We start from the raw sequence: 16,291 nt of genomic DNA, 5'->3' as shown, positions 1-16,291 counted from the left end.
GCAGGCGGCGCATTGTGAAGGGAAAACGCTTACGACATCCTTAAAGGGCGATCGGGCGCGCCATCATGCTGCGTAGGCAAAATGAAAGTCGCGTGCAATGGGCTATGCTTGTTGCTGGCGACCCACTCGCAGCGCGAAGCGGCTTCGGACGCCAGCCAAGACAGGAGAGGAGGCGATGTCCTACACGGAGACGATTGGTCCGCGCACGTATCGCTTCGCGGATCTCAAAACCTTGCTCGCCAAGGCGGGCCCGCTGCGCAGCGGCGACCAGCTCGCGGGCGTGGCGGCCGCAAGCGAGGAGGAGCGCGTGGCCGCGAAGATGGCGCTCGCCAACGTGCCGCTCAAGACCTTCCTGAATGAGGCCCTGGTGCCTTACGAAGAAGACGAAGTGACGCGACTGATCGTCGACACGCACGACGAGGATGCATTTGCGCCGGTCTCGCATCTGAGCGTGGGCGATTTTCGCAACTGGCTGCTCTCGCCCGCAGCGGACGCCGCGACGCTCGAACGCCTGGGGCCGGGTATCACACCGGAGATGGCCGCGGCGGTCTCGAAGCTCATGCGCAACCAGGACCTCATCGCGGTGGCGAAGAAGCGCCCGGTGGTCACGCGCTTTCGCAACACGGTGGGGTTGCCCGGGCGCATGTCGGTGCGCCTGCAACCGAATCATCCGACCGACGACGTGAAGGGCATTGCCGCCTCGATGCTCGATGGCCTCATGTACGGCTGCGGCGACGCGATGATCGGCATCAATCCGGCCAGCGACAGCCTCTCCGCCGTCGTGAAGCTGCTCGCGATGATCGATGAGTTCCGCGAGCGCTTTCGCGTGCCGACGCAGTCGTGCGTGCTCACGCATGTCACCAGCACGATCGCGGCGATCGAGCAGGGTGCGCCCGTCGACCTCGTGTTCCAGTCGATCGCGGGCACCGAGAAGGCCAACGCGAGTTTCGGCATCTCGCTCGGGCTGCTGGGCGAGGCCCGCGAGGCGGCTCTCGCGCTCAAGCGCGGCACCGTGGGCAACAATCTCATGTACTTCGAGACGGGGCAGGGCAGCGCGCTTTCCGCCAATGCGCATCATGGCGTCGATCAGCAGACCTGCGAAGTGCGCGCCTATGCCGTCGCGCGCCGCTTCGAGCCGTTCCTCGTAAACACGGTGGTGGGCTTCATCGGCCCGGAGTACCTCTACGACGGCAAGCAGATCATCCGCGCCGGGCTGGAAGACCACTTCTGCGGCAAGTTGTTAGGGGTGCCGATGGGTTGCGACATCTGCTATACGAACCACGCGCAGGCCGATCAGGACGACATGGACACGCTGATCACGCTGCTGGGTGCGGCAGGCATCAATTTCATCATGGGCGTTCCCGGCGCGGATGACGTGATGCTCAACTACCAGAGCACCTCGTTTCACGACGCGCTTTATGTGCGCGATGTGCTGGGCTTGCGGCGTGCGCCCGAGTTCGAGGAGTGGCTGGAGACGATGGAAATTGCCGACGCACACGGCGCGCTGCTGCCCGTCTCGGCGCGCGTGCCGCTGCTGGCGGGGGCGCAGGAATGGCTGGATAGCGCAATGGCAAACGGGAATGGAGCGAGCCAATGAGCGACGCCGTCGAAAAGAATCCATGGGCTGGCCTGAAGGTGTTCACGAACGCGCGCATCGCGCTGGGACGCGCGGGCAATGGCCTGCCGACCGCGCCGCTGCTCGCATTCGATCTGGCGCACGCGCAGGCGCGCGATGCTGTGCATCAGCCGCTCGATGTCGAGGCATTGCGGCGCGAACTCGAAGCGGCGGGTTTCGCGACGCTCGCCGTGGCAAGCGCCGCACCCGACCGCGAGCATTACCTGCGCCGCCCCGATCTCGGTCGGCGGCTCTCGGACGAGAGCCGCGCCGCGCTGGCCGAGGCGGGCAAGGCGAGCAACGCGGGCCCCGACATCGTGTTCGTGGTCGGCGATGGGCTCTCGGCGTTAGCCGCCGCAAAGCAGGCCTTGCCGCTGCTGCAAGCGGTGCGCGAGCGCTTGAACGCAGACGCTGCTGCGGGCCACGGCTGGCGTATTGGCCCGGTGGTGGTGGCGCGCCAGGCGCGCGTCGCGCTCGGCGACGAGATCGGCGAGTTGCTGGGCGCGAAGCTTGTGGCGATGCTCATCGGCGAGCGGCCGGGCCTGAGTTCGCCCGACAGCCTGGGCGTGTATCTCACCTGGGCGCCCAAGGTGGGCTGCCACGATGCCATGCGCAACTGCATTTCGAACGTGCGGCCCGAGGGCCTGCCCTACGATGGAGCTGCGCACAAGCTGCACTACCTGCTCACGCATGCACGGCGGCTCGGGCTAACTGGCGTGGGCCTCAAGGACGATAGCGACACGCCGCTGCCAGGGGCGCGAGACGCGGCGCGGATCGGGCCAACGTAGCCGGGAATGCTCAAGCCACCCATTCACCTGGCGTGGCTCGCGAGCGAATTCATTCGGATGACTGATGATTGGCCGGGCGCGCCACGAATTTGCCTGGACTCGTGCCCGTGAGCCGGCGAAACATGGCGATGAACGCCGACGAAGTCGCATAGCCGAGATCGAGCGCCACCGATTCCACGCTGCGCCCCGCTTGCAGCAGCGGCAACGCGCTCACGAGACGCAGGCGCGCGCGCCACTCGGTCAGCGACATCCCCAGTTCGCGCTGCGCGTGGCGCATCAGCGTGCGCTCGCTCATATGGAACGCGGCGGCGAGCTCGGCGAGCGGGCGGTTGTCGGCGGGATTGCCGTGGAAGACTTGCAGCACGGCGTTCAAGTCGGGGTTGTCCGCGTGCGGGAGATAGCTGCCGGTGGTGGCGCAAGTGGAGAGCAGGTCCACCAGCACGCGCAGCAAGCGGGCGCGCGCTGGCGACTCGCTGCCGTCGTGTCCGGCCGGCGGCAACGCGCGCAAATGGTCGAGCATGCTGCGCACGAGCGGCGAGACCATCATCGCGCAGGTGTGCGCAGGCATCGCGCTGCACAGCTCGCGGCTGATGTAGACCGAGCAGTGCACGGTCTCCGCATGATTGAAGCCGACGTGCTCGGTGCCTGGCGCAATCCACAGGCCCATGTGCGGCGGCGCGAGAAAGTATTCCTCGCCGGTTGTGACCTCGGTGATGCCGCTGAACGAGTAGACGAACTCGCCCCACGGATGCCGCATCGTCGGATAGCGCGCGTGCGACGGCAGGTGCTCGGTGCGGAAATAGACCGGCACGGGCAGCGTGTCGGCGAACGGCGGCGGGCTCACGTGCTGCGGCACGTTGCGCGCGCTCGTGGCGGCCGGAGGGCGGGATTTCGGCATGGTGGGAACGGAAGCGAGCGGGCGGGGATGGCGCACGAGGCCTGCGCGACTCCGCCGAAGTTTCTCGATGTTTGCGCGCAGTATTCTTTGCTACGCGTTGGGCAGCGTTCTACGCAAGGCCGCGAAAAACAGCTCCGATTGCAATCGCTCGCCCTGCACCTGGCTCGCGACCCGTTGCGCGAGGTCGGCGGCCACGGGCCGCAGCGCGCGCCCGGTCGAGCGTGCGAGCACCTGCGCCATGCATGCGCGCTCGAGGTAGTAGAGATCGTCGAACGCGTAATCGATGCGCTCGCCGCATACCACCACGCCATGGTTGCCGAGGAAGCCGATGTCCTTGCCGCCCAGCGCGTGCGCGATGCGCTCGCCTTCCTCGGGGCCGAGCGCGAGACCGTTGTATTCGCGATCCAGCGCGATGCGGCCGTGGTAGCGCATGGCGTTCTGCGAGAGCGCCGTGTCGAGCCCGCAGTCCTCGGTCAGTGTGAGCGCCGTGGCGTAGGGCATGTGAGTGTGCAGAACACAGATCTTGCCGGCGATGCGATGGATCGCGGCGTGGATGAACATGGCCGTTGGCTCCACTTCGTGCCGGCCCGCGACCACCGCGCCGGCCGCATCCACGATCGCGACGTCGTCGTCGCCGACCTCGCTCCACATCAGGCCGCGCGGGTTCAGCAGGAAGAGCCCGTCCTCGCCGGGAAGCGCGACGCTGAAGTGGTTGCAGACGCCTTCGCCGAGGCCGTAATGCGCGGCTGCGCGCAGTGCAAGCGCGAGATCGGCGCGCAGCTTCTTGACGCCTGGGTCGTGAAAAATGGCCGGAAACTCGTTCATCCGTCGATCTCCTGTTTCGGGCCGGGCGTTTTCAATCTTCGTGGCGCGTCGCTTGCGTGCCCGGCGGGCTCCAGTTTCCGGGCTTGCGGCGTTGATGTCCAGCCCAGCCGGGGAGATTGATTCGATCGAGCAGCCGGAGGCGCCTTCAGTGGACGCGCGTGGAAGCGTGCTGAACGTGAGCTTGCTTATGGCGCTGCTGATGGCGCTGGTTCAGCCACGACGCCACCACCACGAAAATCGCCAGCGCGCCCGTTGCCGCGGCTTCGGTCCGGTGATCCTCGCCCATCAGCATCACCACCAGCACGCCGCAGATGAACGCAATCACCACCCACGTCAGCCACGGAAAGCACCACATTTTCAGCTGCAGGTCATCCTTGACCATGTTCAGTTTTCCGCGCATCCGCAACTGCGAGACGGCGATGACGAGGTACACGAGCAGCGCGATGGCGCCCGACGTGGCCAGCAGGAAGCTGAAGACGCGCTCGGGCACGAGGTAGTTCGCGATCACCGTGAGAAAGCCGAACGCGGTGGAGGCGAGCACGGCGGCACGCGGCGTGCCCGCGTGGTCGGTCGTGCGCAGCAGGGCCGGCGCATCGCGGCGCACGGAGAGCGAAAAGAGCATGCGCGACGCGGTATAAAGCGCCGAGTTCAGGCAACTCGCCACGGCCAGCAGCACGACCATATCGATGATGGCCTTCGCGTGCGGCACGCCGATCAGTTCCATGGCGCGCTGATACGAGCCCTGCGAAGTCAGGCCAGGATCGGTCCACGGCACGATGGCCGTGACGACGAAGATCGAGCCGAAATAGAACAGCGAAATGCGCCAGATGACCGAGCGGGTGGCGCGCACGATCTGCTGCCGCGGGTTGCGCGATTCGGCGGCGGCGATGGTGACGATTTCCGTGCCCATGAACGAGAACATGGTGGTCAGCATCGCCGCGAGAACGGCGCCGATTCCGTTGGGCATGAAGCCGCCGTTTTCCACGAGCCGCGCGGCGCCCGACACGCCCGAATTCGGCAGCACGCCAAGGATGGCCGCGCCGCCGATGCAGAGAAACACGATGATGGCGACCACCTTGACCAGTGCGAACCAGAACTCGAATTCGCCGTAGTTCTTGACCGAGAGAAGATTCGTGACGGTCAGGATGAAGGTGATCCCGAGGGCGTAGACCCACGTTGCAATCGAGGGAAACCACGCGTTGAGGATGGTGGCGGCGGCCGTGGCTTCAATGGGGATGACCAGCACCCAGAACCACCAGTACAGCCAGCCGATCGTGAAGCCGGCCCAATGGCCGATGGCCTGGTCGGCATAAGTGGAGAACGAGCCGCTGTCGGGCTGCGCCGTGGCCATTTCGCCCAGCATTCTCATGACGAGCACGACCAGCACGCCCGTGAAAATATAGGCAAGCAGGGCGGCCGGGCCGGCCTCCGCGATCGCGTGGCCCGAGCCCACGAACAACCCCGCGCCGATCACGCCGCCGATCGACATCATCGTGACGTGCCGCTGCTTGAGTCCATTGCTTAATTTAGCGTCGTTCGATACCTGCATGTTGTCTCCAAAGTCAACCATCTGATTCCAATACGGCGCGTAGAGTCTCGTTTGCCGATGAATGGGCGTCAAGGGCCAATCCATGCGCGCTTGATAACGGCGTGATTCCGCATAAAGAATTTGCAGGAATCTCATTTTTCGCGGGGTTTGCGAGATGAACTTCGATGAAGTTCGATGCTATTTGATAGCGCGATGGTGCCGCGTGGGCCACGCATCCGCAGATGCGCAAATAAATTTGGAATCCAAATTATTTTGAAGGAGCTGTGCGCCGCACCGGTGCGCTCCGCCGTGCCTTACGCGTAGCGCGCGAGAAACATCTCGGTTGCCGCTTGCGCGATGCGCTGTTGTTCCTCTTCGGCCAGCGGGGGCTGTCCCATCGTCACTTGCGGCCAGAACGCGAACGCCTTCACGAGCGCATGCAACTGATGCGCAGCGAAAAGCGGGTCGTCAACATGCAGGCGGCCGTCGGCGGCTGCCGCGCGGATCCATGCGGTGACGTCTTCCTCGCGCTCGCCGATGCGCGCCACCATGTCCCGCGCGCGCTCGGGCGAGTGAATGCCCGTGCCGATCGCCACGCGCGCAAGCGCGAGGAACGAATCGTCGGCCATGAGGCGCAGCTTGCGCAGCAAGAGCGCCAGCAATTGCTCGTGCAGCGGCTCCGTGGCGCGATAGGCGAGCGGCATGCTGTCCTGGCTGGCGTCCCAGAGCCGATGCAAGATCGCCGCGAACAGTGCCTCCTTGCTCGGGAAATGGTTGTAAACCGTGCGTTTCGAGACGCTCGCCCGCGCAGCAATGCGGTCCATGCTGGTGGCGTCGTAGCCGGCCGCGAGAAATTCCTCGATGGCCGCCGCGAGAATGGCGGCGCGCTTGCGATCGGTCAGGCGCTGAGGGGAGGCGGTGGGATCCATGCCGGGATTTTACCGTTCATCCCCCTGTAGCCTGAATCCGTCAGCCGGTGAAATCTCTTTTTTGAAAGACTGGATCCAAAAATCCAGCTGGAGTAATCTCCTTGACATCGCACAACCGGACGCGGCGTCGTGCCGCACCGCACCATGCAAGCCACCAACGTTCGCAGCACTGCCGGTCCGGCGTTATCCGCCGAGGAAGAGGCCTATCGTTTCTTGCTGGAGGCGATCATCGAAGGCCGCTATGCGGCGGGCCAGCGCATCGTCGCGGAGACCGTGGCCGACGCGCTTTCGATGAGCCGCATGCCGGTGCGCGCCGCGCTGCGGCGCTTGCACAGCGAGGGGCTGGTGATCCAGCGTCCCAACCGTGGCGCGATCGTTCGCGGTCTTTCGGTCGAGGAGGTCCAGGACATCTTCGACATGCGCATCGCGCTCGAAGGACTCGCCATGCGCGTGGCCGCGCCGCGCTGCACCGAAGCGCACCTCGCGAAACTCGAACGCCTGCTGGAAGACATGGACGCCTGCGTGGGCGACACTGACACCTGGGTGCAGCGCCACTGCGCGTTTCACGAGTACCTGTGCGAAATCAGTGGCCGCACGCGTCTGTATCAGCAGATTCTCTCGCTCTACACGCTGATCGAAGGCCCCATGCGCCTGTGGATCGAGCAGGCGACGTTCAGGCGAAAGCGTGCGCGCGACGCGCATCAGATCCTGATCGACGCGTTGCGCACGCGCGACCCCGCGCAAGCCGAGCAGGCGCTGCGCGCCCACATCGAATCCACGGTGCCGCAGATCATCGCATTCCTCGAATCGCCGGCGTCGCGGGAATGATGCGCCGGTTTGCCCATTTGTCGTTGCGCCCCACTCGTTGTGCCTCACTCGTTGTGTCCCACACGTTGTGCCCACATTTAGCCAGGAGCCTCTCGATGTCAGCAAAAGAGTTCAAGCGTTTTCGTCTTGCCGCCTGCGCCGGCCTCGCGGTGCTGTCGCAGCTTGCCGGCGCGGCCACGGCGCACGCGGCCGATCTGGGCCTCGTGAAAAGCGGCACGCTGACGTACTGTTCGAGCATGGATGCGCCGCCGCTCGCGTCCTACGACGAGAATCAGCAGCCGCGCGGCTTCTCCGTCGATGTCGCGCACGATGTGGCGAAGCAACTCGGCAATCTCAAGGTCGAGTGGAAAGTGATGTCGTTCAGCGGGCAGATCCCCGCGCTGCAGGCGCGTCAATGCGATCTCGTGATCGGCCAGTTGTTCGACAAGCCCGAGCGGCGTCAGATCATCGACATCGTCGACTACATGTATTCGAGCCAGTCGATCATGGTGCCGCGCGGCAACCCGCGCCACGTGCGCTCGCTCGACGACCTTTCGGGCCTGAAGGTCGGCGTGCTCAACGGCACGACCATCAGCTCGCTGCTCGAAAAAGAAAATCAGAAGCTTGCCGCAGCAGGCAAGGCGCCCATGAATATCGTTGTCTATAGTTCGGATGCCGATGCATTTCAGGCATTCCGCCTGCAACAGGTCGATGCCTATGGCACCACCTCGGAGAGCGCCGCGCACTTCCGCCAGGCGTCGGGCGACATGTTCGAGGAAGCCGTGCCGGGCTTCAACCGCATCGCAACGGGCATTGGTGCGCGCAAGGGTGAGCCGCTTTCGCCGGCAGTGGCGAAGGTCGTGGCCGACCTCGTGAAGAGTGATCGCTACGGCAAGATGCTCGCGACCTGGAAGCTCGAGAACGACCGCTATTGAGCGCGGGGTGAAGCCATGAATTTCAGTTGGGAGATTTTCCGGAAATTCTTGCTGGAGCCCAGCCCCGCGTATCTGCACGGGCTATGGCTCACGTTCTCGATCAGCGCGTGCGCGGTCGTGCTCGGCGCGACGCTCGGGCTGATCGTCGCGCTCATGAGGCTTTCGTCGAGCCTGCCGGTGCAGTCGCTCGCGCGCGGCTACATCTGGGTCATGCGCGGCACGCCGCTGCTCATGCAGATCGTGTTTCTGTACACGGCGTTCGCCGCCGCGAACATCTTCCATTTTCACGATCTCGACTTCGGCATCGTCACGCTGCCGGGCAATATTCAGGCGGCGGTGCTCGCGCTCGGCATGAACTCGGCCGCTTATCAGGCGGAGATCATTCGCGCCGGGCTGAGCTCGGTTGATCGCGGGCAGTACGAAGCGTCGCGCTCGCTCGGCATGACCTCGGTGCTGCTCATGCGCCGGGTCGTGCTGCCGCAGGCGCTGCGCGTGATCGTGCCGCCGCTCGGCAACGAGTTCAACGTGATGCTGAAAAACACCACGCTCGTGAGCGTGATCGGCGTACCGGAATTGCTGCTTAGCACGCAGATGATCACCTCGGTGAACTTCCGCGTGTTCGAACTCTATCTCGTGCTCGGCATTTACTTCCTCGCGCTCACCACGCTCTGGGGCTTCGTGCAGCGGCGGCTGGAAGCGCACTTCGGCCGCGGCGAGGCGAAGCCGGCTGCGAACACGCGCCTGTTCGGCGCGCAAACGATGAAGCTGCTGCGGGGGCGATGACATGAGCGAAGCACGCGAAATCGTGATCGAGGCGTCGGACATCCACAAGTCCTTCGGCCCGACCAAGGTGCTCAACGGCATTTCGCTGAGCGTCGCGAAGGGGGAGGTGGTGGTGCTGATCGGCTCGTCGGGATCGGGCAAGACTACCTTCATCCGCTGTCTGAATTTGCTGGAGTCGTACGACAGCGGGCGCGTGCGCGTGAACGGCAAGCTGCTCGGCTTTGTTGAGCGCCCGAACGGCACGCTCGTGCGCGATTCGGCGCGTACGCTCGCGCGGCAACGCCGCGATATCGGCATGGTGTTTCAGCGCTTCAATCTGTTTCCGCACATGACTGCGCTGGAGAATGTGATCGAGGCGCCGATTCACGTGCTGAAAATGCCGCGTGAAGAAGCGCTCAGGCAGGCGAAGGCGCTGATCGCGCGCGTGGGACTCGCGGATCGCGCCGACCATTATCCGTCGCAGCTTTCCGGCGGTCAGCAGCAACGCATTGCCATCGCGCGTGCGCTCGCGATGCAGCCCAAGGTGCTGCTGTTCGACGAGCCGACTAGCGCGCTCGACCCGGAAACCGTGGGCGAGGTGTTGCAGGTCATGAAGGAACTCGCGGAAGACGGCATGACGATGGTGGTCGTCACTCACGAGATGGGCTTTGCCCGCGAGGTGGCCGACCGCGTGGTCGTGCTCGACCAGGGCGAGCTGATCGAGGAAGGTCCGCCCGAGCGCATTTTTACCGCGCCTTCGCACCCGCGCACGCAGACCTTCCTGCGGCGCACCTTGCGCACCGCCGCGCCCGCGTAATCCGTATCGAAGGCGGCAGGACCGCCTTTCATGACTCATCGTCAGGACACCAAAAAAGGAGAGTGCGCTGATGCGTAACTTCGAAACGCCGGGCCGTTCGCTCGTGATGGCCCGCAATGGCATGGCCGCGACTTCGCACCCGAGTGCCACGCTTACCGCCGTCCAGATGCTGGCCGCCGGCGGCAACGCCATGGACGCGGCGATTGCCGCGTGCGCAGTGCAATGCGTGGTCGAACCCGGTTCCACGGGTATCGGCGGGGACTGCTTCGCGCTCTATTCGCGCGGCGGCAGCGACGACGCGATTGCCTATGACGGCTCGGGCTGGGCGCCCGCCGCTGCGAGCGCGGAGCGTTTGCGCGCGATGGGCGTCACGACGATTGCGCGTCATTCGCCGCACGCGGTGACCGTGCCAGGCGCCGTGGATGCATGGACGACGCTCCATCGCGACCACGGCCGCCTGCCGTTGCGCGACGTGCTCGCGCCGGCCATCCGTTTCGCGGAAGAGGGCTACGCCGTCGCGCCGCGCACCGCGCGCGACTGGGCTGCCGAGGTTGAGACGCTCGCGCGCGACGCCGTGGCGGCCAAGACCATGCTCGTCGACGGCGCCGCGCTGCGCGCGGGCGAAACCCACCGGCAGCCGCGCCTGGCGAACACGCTGCGCGCGATTGCCGAGACGGGCCGCGACGCGTTCTATCGCGGCGCGGTGGCTGCCGATCTCGTTGTCAAGCTGCAGGAGCACGGCGGCTTGCACACGCTCGACGACTTCGCCGGATTCAGCGGTGAATACGTCACGCCGATTCGCACGAAGTTTCGCGGCTACGACGTGATCGAATGTCCGCCGGCGGGGCAGGGCATGATCGCGCTGCTGCTGCTAAGACTGCTCGACAAGTACGATGCCGAAGGCGGCCCGCTCGACCCCGATCGCCTGCATCGCGAGATCGAAGCGGCCAAGCTCGCCTATGCGGTGCGCGATGCGATGCTGGGCGACCCGCGCGAGCAGCCTGTCGACGTCGAGCACCTGCTATCCGACGACTACGTCGACGCACTGCGCAGCCGCATCGATCTCGAGAGCGTGCTGGACCCGGCCGCCGCGCTCATCTCGGTCGAGCACCGCGATACGGTCTATATCACCGTGGTCGATCGCGACCGCAACTGCGTGAGCTTCATCAATTCGTTGTTCTATCCATTCGGCAGCGGATTGATGGGCAAGGAATCGGGCGTGATGCTGCATAATCGCGGCATGGGATTTTCTGTCGAGCCGGGGCATCCGAACGCGATCGCCCCGCACAAACGCCCGCTGCATACCATCATCCCCGGCATGGTGGCGCGCGATGGCCGCGTGCAGATGAGCTTCGGCGTGATGGGCGGCCACTATCAGGCGATGGGCCACGCGCATTTTCTGTCGAAGGTGCTGCATTACGGCCTGGACATGCAGACGGCGATGGATTTGCCGCGCGTATTTCCGCGCCCGGGCACGGCAACGGTGGAAGTCGAATCGACGCTGCCCGAAGCCGCGCGCGCCGTGCTCGCGGATCGCGGCTTCGCGCTCGTGCCCAGCGCCGGACCGATTGGCGGCTCGCAGGCGATCTGCATCGATTGGGAGCGAGGCGTGCTGACGGGCGCGTCCGATCATCGAAAGGACGGATGCGCGCTCGGGTATTGAGGGCGTGACTGCGCGCCCTGATCGGGCATCGAATCGGGGTGGCCGTCACTCGTGTGAGCGCCGCCCCGCTTGCACCGCACGCGGGCAAATCAATGCCCGTGTGCTTCCCGGAATCCGGTGTCGTGCTCGATGTGCTGATCGGGGGCGTCGACGTGGAAGGCCGCCGAGACCACAAAGAGGATGCCGGCGAAAGCCCAGACCCATGTGCCCAGCGAGAAGCTGAGTAAATATGCGTGATGAGGCGGATACGCCTGGAGCGCCCAGGCAAGACACGCAACTGGCAACATCAGCAGACACAACGCCGACCGGTTCAGAAAAGCGGCGACTCGTGCATTCTTGCGCGTCTCAGCTTGCATGCCTGCCTCCGTAGGGAATGGCACTGAGAGATAGAGTGGCACGGCGGTCATTTCACGCAAACTTGGGAATATCCCTGGCACGCAGGGACAACGAGGTAACGAAGCGCAACATTGGTTTACGCCTCGGGCGGATTATGCAAGTATCGCGCGCACCGCGTAGCACGAATACGCTTGCTCTTCTTGCGAGGTACGGGATGGACTGGAGGTTCTGGAAGGCTGAGAAGCGCCACGAAGAGGCCGAGGCGCGCCATTGGCCCATCGATACGCATGAATCGATACGGCAGCTGCTGGGCATGTACCTGGGCGCCGGAACCCCGCCGTTCGCGAGCTGGGCTGCGCCCGGCATCGCATTCGCACCCAATGTCGAGGCGACGGCCCGAAACGCCGTCAAGGGCTACCAGCTCGCCCTCTGGTTCTGGCTGTTCGCCGGCAAGCACGGCGCCATCGCGGCGCGCATGGCCCGCGAAACGTTCTGCCTGCTCGCCGATGCGGCGCAGCCGGCTTCGGGCGACGCCATCGACGCGCTGCTCGACCTCGAAAGCCGCCTGGCGCGTTCCGTCGAGGCCATCTCCGCCGAGCAGCGCACCTTCAGCCAGGAAGGCCAGGCCGTGGAATTGCCGATGGAGTTCTTTCTGGCCACCGGCGCGCTGAGGCTCATGCCCGAGTCCCCTTATGCCGGCGATGCCGGCGCGCCGCTGCAAGGCAACGACTACAAACTGGCGGACTGCTTCCGCCATGCCACCGAGGAAGCCCTGGCGCTGTTCCGGCCGATGATCGAGGCAGTCGAATTCGACGCGAAATTGCTGCCGAACTGGAAATGGAGCGCCCGCCCGGGCGCCGCCGAACGGCATCTGCAGCGCCGCTACGGCAATCCGCTGTTCCCGCTGCACCGGCAAATGGTGACGGCCCACGACGTGCATGAAGCGCGCATCGCCGACAACCAGGCGCTCCAGGATATCCGCAACGAACTCAATGAAGTGCGCCACGCGTTCTTCGAAAAGCCGTCGCTGCCGTTGAACTGGCAGTCGTACCTCGAAAACTACCGGGAGCAGGTGGACCGGCTCGACGAGCGCCGCCTGGTGGCGGGGGGGCAGAATGCAGCGCTCGGCGACGCGGTCGCGGCGCTGCGCGCCGACATTCTGGCGACGTGGCGCGCCGAGATTCAGAAGAACCGCAACAGCCTCGCCGCGCTCGACCAGGACGAGGCGCGCAAAGCCGAGCGGCGCGCGCTGCTGTACGGCTGCGACTGGACCGGCCAGCTATTGAGTCACGGCTCGCTGATACCCGCCGATGAGGTGGTGCCCGCGCTGCTGAGCGAGTCGCCGGCCGAACTCGAGAAGGCGGTGGCCGGTCTGCAGGCGGAGCCGCGCTTGCACGAGACGCTTGCGCATTGCAGGGCGGCCGCGCATCGGCTCGTGGGCGAGCTTCGCGCGGCGGGTCATGGCTTTCCGGACCTGTCCGAAAAGCTGGCTATCCTCGACGGCAAGCGGGAGGTCGCGCCGCAGGAAGGCCTGCCGGGACCGCTGCCGGCCTGACGAGCGTGCCGTTCAGCTTTTCAGGCGGTAACCGGTCTTGAAGATCCACGCGGTGATCGCGAGGAACACCGCGAGAAACGCGGCCGTCATGGCGAGGCTCACGCTGACGTCGACATCAGCGAGCCCGTAGAAGCTCCAGCGAAAACCGCTGATGAGATAGACGATCGGGTTGAACAGCGTGACCACCTTCCACGCCGGCGGCAGCATATCGACGGAATAGAAGCTGCCGCCGAGGAAGGTCAGCGGCGTGATGATCAGCAGCGGCACGATTTGCAGCTTCTCGAAGTTGTCGGCCCAGATGCCGATGATGAAGCCGAGCAGGCTGAACGTCACTGCCGTCAGCAGCAGGAACAGCACCATCCAGAACGGGTGCTGGATCTGGATCGGCACGAACAGCGCTGCGGTGGCGAGGATGATGACGCCTAGCAGCACCGATTTGGTTGCGGCCGCACCGACATAGCTGATCACGATTTCCAGATACGACACCGGCGCGGACAGCAATTCGTAGATCGTGCCCGTGAAGCGCGGGAAGTAGATGCCGAACGACGCGTTCGAAATGCTCTGCGACAGCAGCGACAGCATGATGAGGCCCGGCACGATGAACGCGCCATAGCTGACGCCGTTCACCTCCTTGATGCGCGAGCCGATCGCGGATCCGAACACGATGAAGTAGAGCGAGGTCGAGATCACCGGCGCGACGATGCTTTGCATCAGCGTGCGCCGGGTGCGCGCCATTTCGAATCGGTAGATGGCGCGAATGGCGTGGAGATTCATCGGGTGCTCACCTGTGCTTTGTTGTTATCCGCAACGGTCGAGTCCACGACGGCCGGATTTGTCGAGGTCGCGGGGTCTTTGTGGACGAGACTCACGAAGATCTCCTCCAGCGAACTCTGGCTGGTTTGCAGGTCCGTGAAGCCGATGCCGGCCTCGCTCAGGTTCTTGAGCAGCGTGATGATGTCGTTGCGTTCGTGCTCGGCGTCGTAGGTATAGATGAGCGCGTTGCCGCCTTCGGCCAGTTCCAGTCCCCAGCTCGCAAGCGCCGCCGGAATGGCGCTCAGCGGCGTTTCGAGTTGCAACGTCAGCTGCTTGCGGCCGAGCTTGCGCATCAGCGCGTCCTTCTGTTCGACTAGCATGATTTCGCCGCGGTTGATGACGCCGATCCGGTCGGCCATTTCTTCGGCTTCGTCGATGTAGTGCGTCGTCAGGATGATCGTCACGCCGTTGGCCTTGAGCCCGCGCACGAGCTTCCACATGTCGCGGCGCAGCTCGACGTCCACGCCTGCGGTGGGCTCATCCAGAAACAGGACTTGCGGTTCGTGCGCGAGCGCCTTCGCGATCAGCACGCGGCGTTTCATGCCGCCCGACAACGTGATGATCTTGTTGTTCCGCTTCTCCCACAGCGACAGGTCGCGCAGCACGCGCTCGATATGCGCGGGGTTGGGCGGCTTGCCGAACAGGCCGCGGCTGAACGAGACCGTGGCCCAGACCGTTTCGAACGAATCGGTCGTGAGCTCCTGCGGCACGAGGCCGATCAGCGAGCGCGCGGCGCGGTAGTTGGCGACGATATCGTGACCGGCGACGCGCACACTCCCTTCACTCGCATTCACGATGCCGCAGACGATGCTGATGAGCGTCGTCTTGCCCGCACCGTTCGGCCCCAGCAGCGCGAAAATCTCGCCGCGCTGGATGCTCAGGTTGACGTGCTTGAGCGCGCGGAATCCCGACGCATAGGTTTTCGAGAGATTCTCGATGGAGAGGATCGTTTGCATGTGCGTGACATTACCAGAAAGCCTGGGCGCTCGCCGGACCCGGGGGCGCGTGACGCGCGAACGCCCACAGCCCCGGCGATGGCGGTTCAACGCTCATGCGTGAAGGGCGTTGATGGTGCCGTGCTGGGCGACCTCATGGGCGTGCCCGATACGCCCCGGAACCGCAGCGCGCGTCGTTGCCACGCCGCGCATCGGGCGCCGTTCACTGCTGCGCTTGAGCCTTGATGCGCTCGAGTTCCAGACTGTCGACGATGATGCGAACCGCGTCGTGCCGCCAGTGCTCGATTTCGAACTCGACTATCTCGTCGTTCTGATCGTAGACGATGCTCGAAATCATCAGAATCTGGCTGCCTTCCGTCAGCATCAACGCCTGGGCGACCTCGCCCCACGCCGCAGTCGGATTGATCTCGAACCGCGAACGGCCATAGCGGATGCCGTAGCGCTGCTGGTACAGCGTCGTCAGCGACTGGCTCAAGTCGTGTTCGAATATCCCTGGAAACTTCTCTGGCTTGAGATAGTGCTTGGCCAGCATCACGACGCGGCCGTCCAGTTTGCGCAGCCGATGAATTTCGTGGACGCGCGACAGGGTCGGCAACTCGAGGTTATGGCAGATCGCCGGCATCGCCACGGTCGTGTGCGACAGCAGCACCCGCGTTTCGAGGCAGCGCTTCTGATCGGTGACGATCTGATGGAACGGCGAGCGATAAAGCGGGTTGTAAATCAGCCTCGGCGGCGCAACGAACCAGCCGCGCCGGTCCTCGCAATAAATCCGTCCTTCCGCTTCCATGGCCACAAGCGCTTCCTTCACCGTCGTGCGCGTGGTGCCGAACAGTTCCGAAAGCTCTCGCTCGGACGGCAGCTTCGCGCCCGGCAGCAGCAGCTTGCCGTCGATCTGCATTTCGATGGACTGCCTGATATGGGCCGCGAGAGTGGGGCTGCGCTCAGATTCTGCCAATTGGACTACTCCAAATTTTGGTGCAACGGTCGACATTTTATCTGAGGAAATCGCCCCGAGAGGCGATCGTCGAGGTAAGCGGACGGCGCGCGGAACGGGTCTGCCATGT

16 protein-coding genes are annotated in these 16,291 nt (G+C 64.8%); 8 read left to right on the top strand and 8 right to left on the bottom strand.

The annotated features are described in order from the left end of the window. Positions 1-175 precede the first annotated feature (175 nt). Entirely contained in the window at positions 176-1,597 is a 1,422-nt protein-coding gene (locus tag PWP93_RS32340) for an ethanolamine ammonia-lyase subunit EutB (RefSeq protein ID WP_421047631.1), read from the top strand. After that, complete coding sequence (gene eutC, locus PWP93_RS32335; RefSeq protein ID WP_421047630.1) at positions 1,594-2,403, top strand: ethanolamine ammonia-lyase subunit EutC; 810 nt, start codon at positions 1,594-1,596, stop codon at positions 2,401-2,403. Before PWP93_RS32340 ends, eutC begins: the two co-directional genes overlap by 4 nt. A 49-nt stretch (positions 2,404-2,452) precedes the next feature. Here the strand turns inward: eutC and PWP93_RS32330 are convergent, their stop codons facing one another. The 4 genes from PWP93_RS32330 to PWP93_RS32315 form a co-directional block, all read right to left on the bottom strand. Next, positions 2,453-3,301: an AraC family transcriptional regulator gene (locus PWP93_RS32330; protein WP_421047629.1), complete on the bottom strand. Its 849-nt coding sequence runs from the start codon at positions 3,299-3,301 to the stop codon at positions 2,453-2,455. 90 nt (positions 3,302-3,391) lie between these two features. Next, positions 3,392-4,126 carry an aldolase gene (locus PWP93_RS32325; RefSeq protein WP_421047628.1) on the bottom strand — a complete coding sequence of 245 codons (735 nt, stop codon included), beginning with the start codon at positions 4,124-4,126 and terminating at the stop codon, positions 3,392-3,394. Positions 4,127-4,271: 145 nt separating this feature from the next. Beyond that, positions 4,272-5,675, bottom strand: a complete 1,404-nt coding sequence (gene gabP / locus PWP93_RS32320; protein WP_421047627.1) for a GABA permease — start codon at positions 5,673-5,675, stop codon at positions 4,272-4,274. A 293-nt stretch (positions 5,676-5,968) separates the two neighbouring features. Then, on the bottom strand, positions 5,969-6,583 hold the full coding sequence (locus PWP93_RS32315) for a TetR/AcrR family transcriptional regulator (RefSeq protein ID WP_421047626.1): 615 nt from the start codon (positions 6,581-6,583) through the stop codon (positions 5,969-5,971). A gap of 144 nt (positions 6,584-6,727) precedes the next feature. Between PWP93_RS32315 and PWP93_RS32310 the strand changes: the two genes are divergently transcribed. The 5 genes from PWP93_RS32310 to ggt all read left to right on the top strand — a co-directional run bounded on the left by PWP93_RS32310 (position 6,728) and on the right by ggt (position 11,567). Next, positions 6,728-7,411 (top strand): GntR family transcriptional regulator, encoded by a 684-nt coding sequence (locus PWP93_RS32310; protein ID WP_421028199.1) that lies wholly within the window; start codon positions 6,728-6,730, stop codon positions 7,409-7,411. A gap of 95 nt (positions 7,412-7,506) precedes the next feature. Then, positions 7,507-8,325 (top strand): ABC transporter substrate-binding protein, encoded by an 819-nt coding sequence (locus tag PWP93_RS32305; RefSeq protein ID WP_421047625.1) that lies wholly within the window; start codon positions 7,507-7,509, stop codon positions 8,323-8,325. A 15-nt stretch (positions 8,326-8,340) separates the two neighbouring features. Then, complete coding sequence (locus PWP93_RS32300) at positions 8,341-9,108, top strand: amino acid ABC transporter permease (RefSeq protein WP_421047624.1); 768 nt, start codon at positions 8,341-8,343, stop codon at positions 9,106-9,108. Between the two features lies 1 nt (position 9,109). After that, positions 9,110-9,904, top strand: coding sequence for an amino acid ABC transporter ATP-binding protein (locus tag PWP93_RS32295; RefSeq protein WP_421028196.1), 795 nt, complete (start codon positions 9,110-9,112; stop codon positions 9,902-9,904). 70 nt (positions 9,905-9,974) lie between these two features. Further along, complete coding sequence (gene ggt, locus PWP93_RS32290) at positions 9,975-11,567, top strand: gamma-glutamyltransferase (protein ID WP_421047623.1); 1,593 nt, start codon at positions 9,975-9,977, stop codon at positions 11,565-11,567. A gap of 89 nt (positions 11,568-11,656) precedes the next feature. Here the strand turns inward: ggt and PWP93_RS32285 are convergent, their stop codons facing one another. Beyond that, positions 11,657-11,923 (bottom strand): hypothetical protein, encoded by a 267-nt coding sequence (locus tag PWP93_RS32285; protein WP_421028194.1) that lies wholly within the window; start codon positions 11,921-11,923, stop codon positions 11,657-11,659. 194 nt (positions 11,924-12,117) lie between these two features. On the opposite strand from PWP93_RS32285, the gene PWP93_RS32280 reads away from it, so the two are divergent. Next, the gene (locus PWP93_RS32280) at positions 12,118-13,458 is read left to right on the top strand and encodes a tryptophan leader peptide (protein WP_421047622.1); all 1,341 of its coding nucleotides are present in this window, start codon (positions 12,118-12,120) and stop codon (positions 13,456-13,458) included. A 12-nt stretch (positions 13,459-13,470) separates the two neighbouring features. Here the strand turns inward: PWP93_RS32280 and PWP93_RS32275 are convergent, their stop codons facing one another. The 3 genes from PWP93_RS32275 to PWP93_RS32265 form a co-directional block, all read right to left on the bottom strand. Then, positions 13,471-14,232, bottom strand: coding sequence for an ABC transporter permease (locus tag PWP93_RS32275; RefSeq protein WP_421028192.1), 762 nt, complete (start codon positions 14,230-14,232; stop codon positions 13,471-13,473). Further along, entirely contained in the window at positions 14,229-15,227 is a 999-nt protein-coding gene (locus tag PWP93_RS32270) for an ABC transporter ATP-binding protein (protein WP_421047621.1), read from the bottom strand. The genes PWP93_RS32275 and PWP93_RS32270 overlap by 4 nt, the downstream gene beginning before the upstream one ends. A 202-nt stretch (positions 15,228-15,429) precedes the next feature. Then, positions 15,430-16,182 (bottom strand): UTRA domain-containing protein, encoded by a 753-nt coding sequence (locus tag PWP93_RS32265; protein WP_421047620.1) that lies wholly within the window; start codon positions 16,180-16,182, stop codon positions 15,430-15,432. Positions 16,183-16,291: the final 109 nt, after the last annotated feature.

It is taken from the genome of Paraburkholderia sp. A1RI-2L (assembly GCF_048957375.1).
GTDB lineage: Bacteria > Pseudomonadota > Gammaproteobacteria > Burkholderiales > Burkholderiaceae > Paraburkholderia.
Note: the sequence above shows the minus strand (reverse complement) of the source record. Positions and strands in the feature narration are given on the sequence as shown.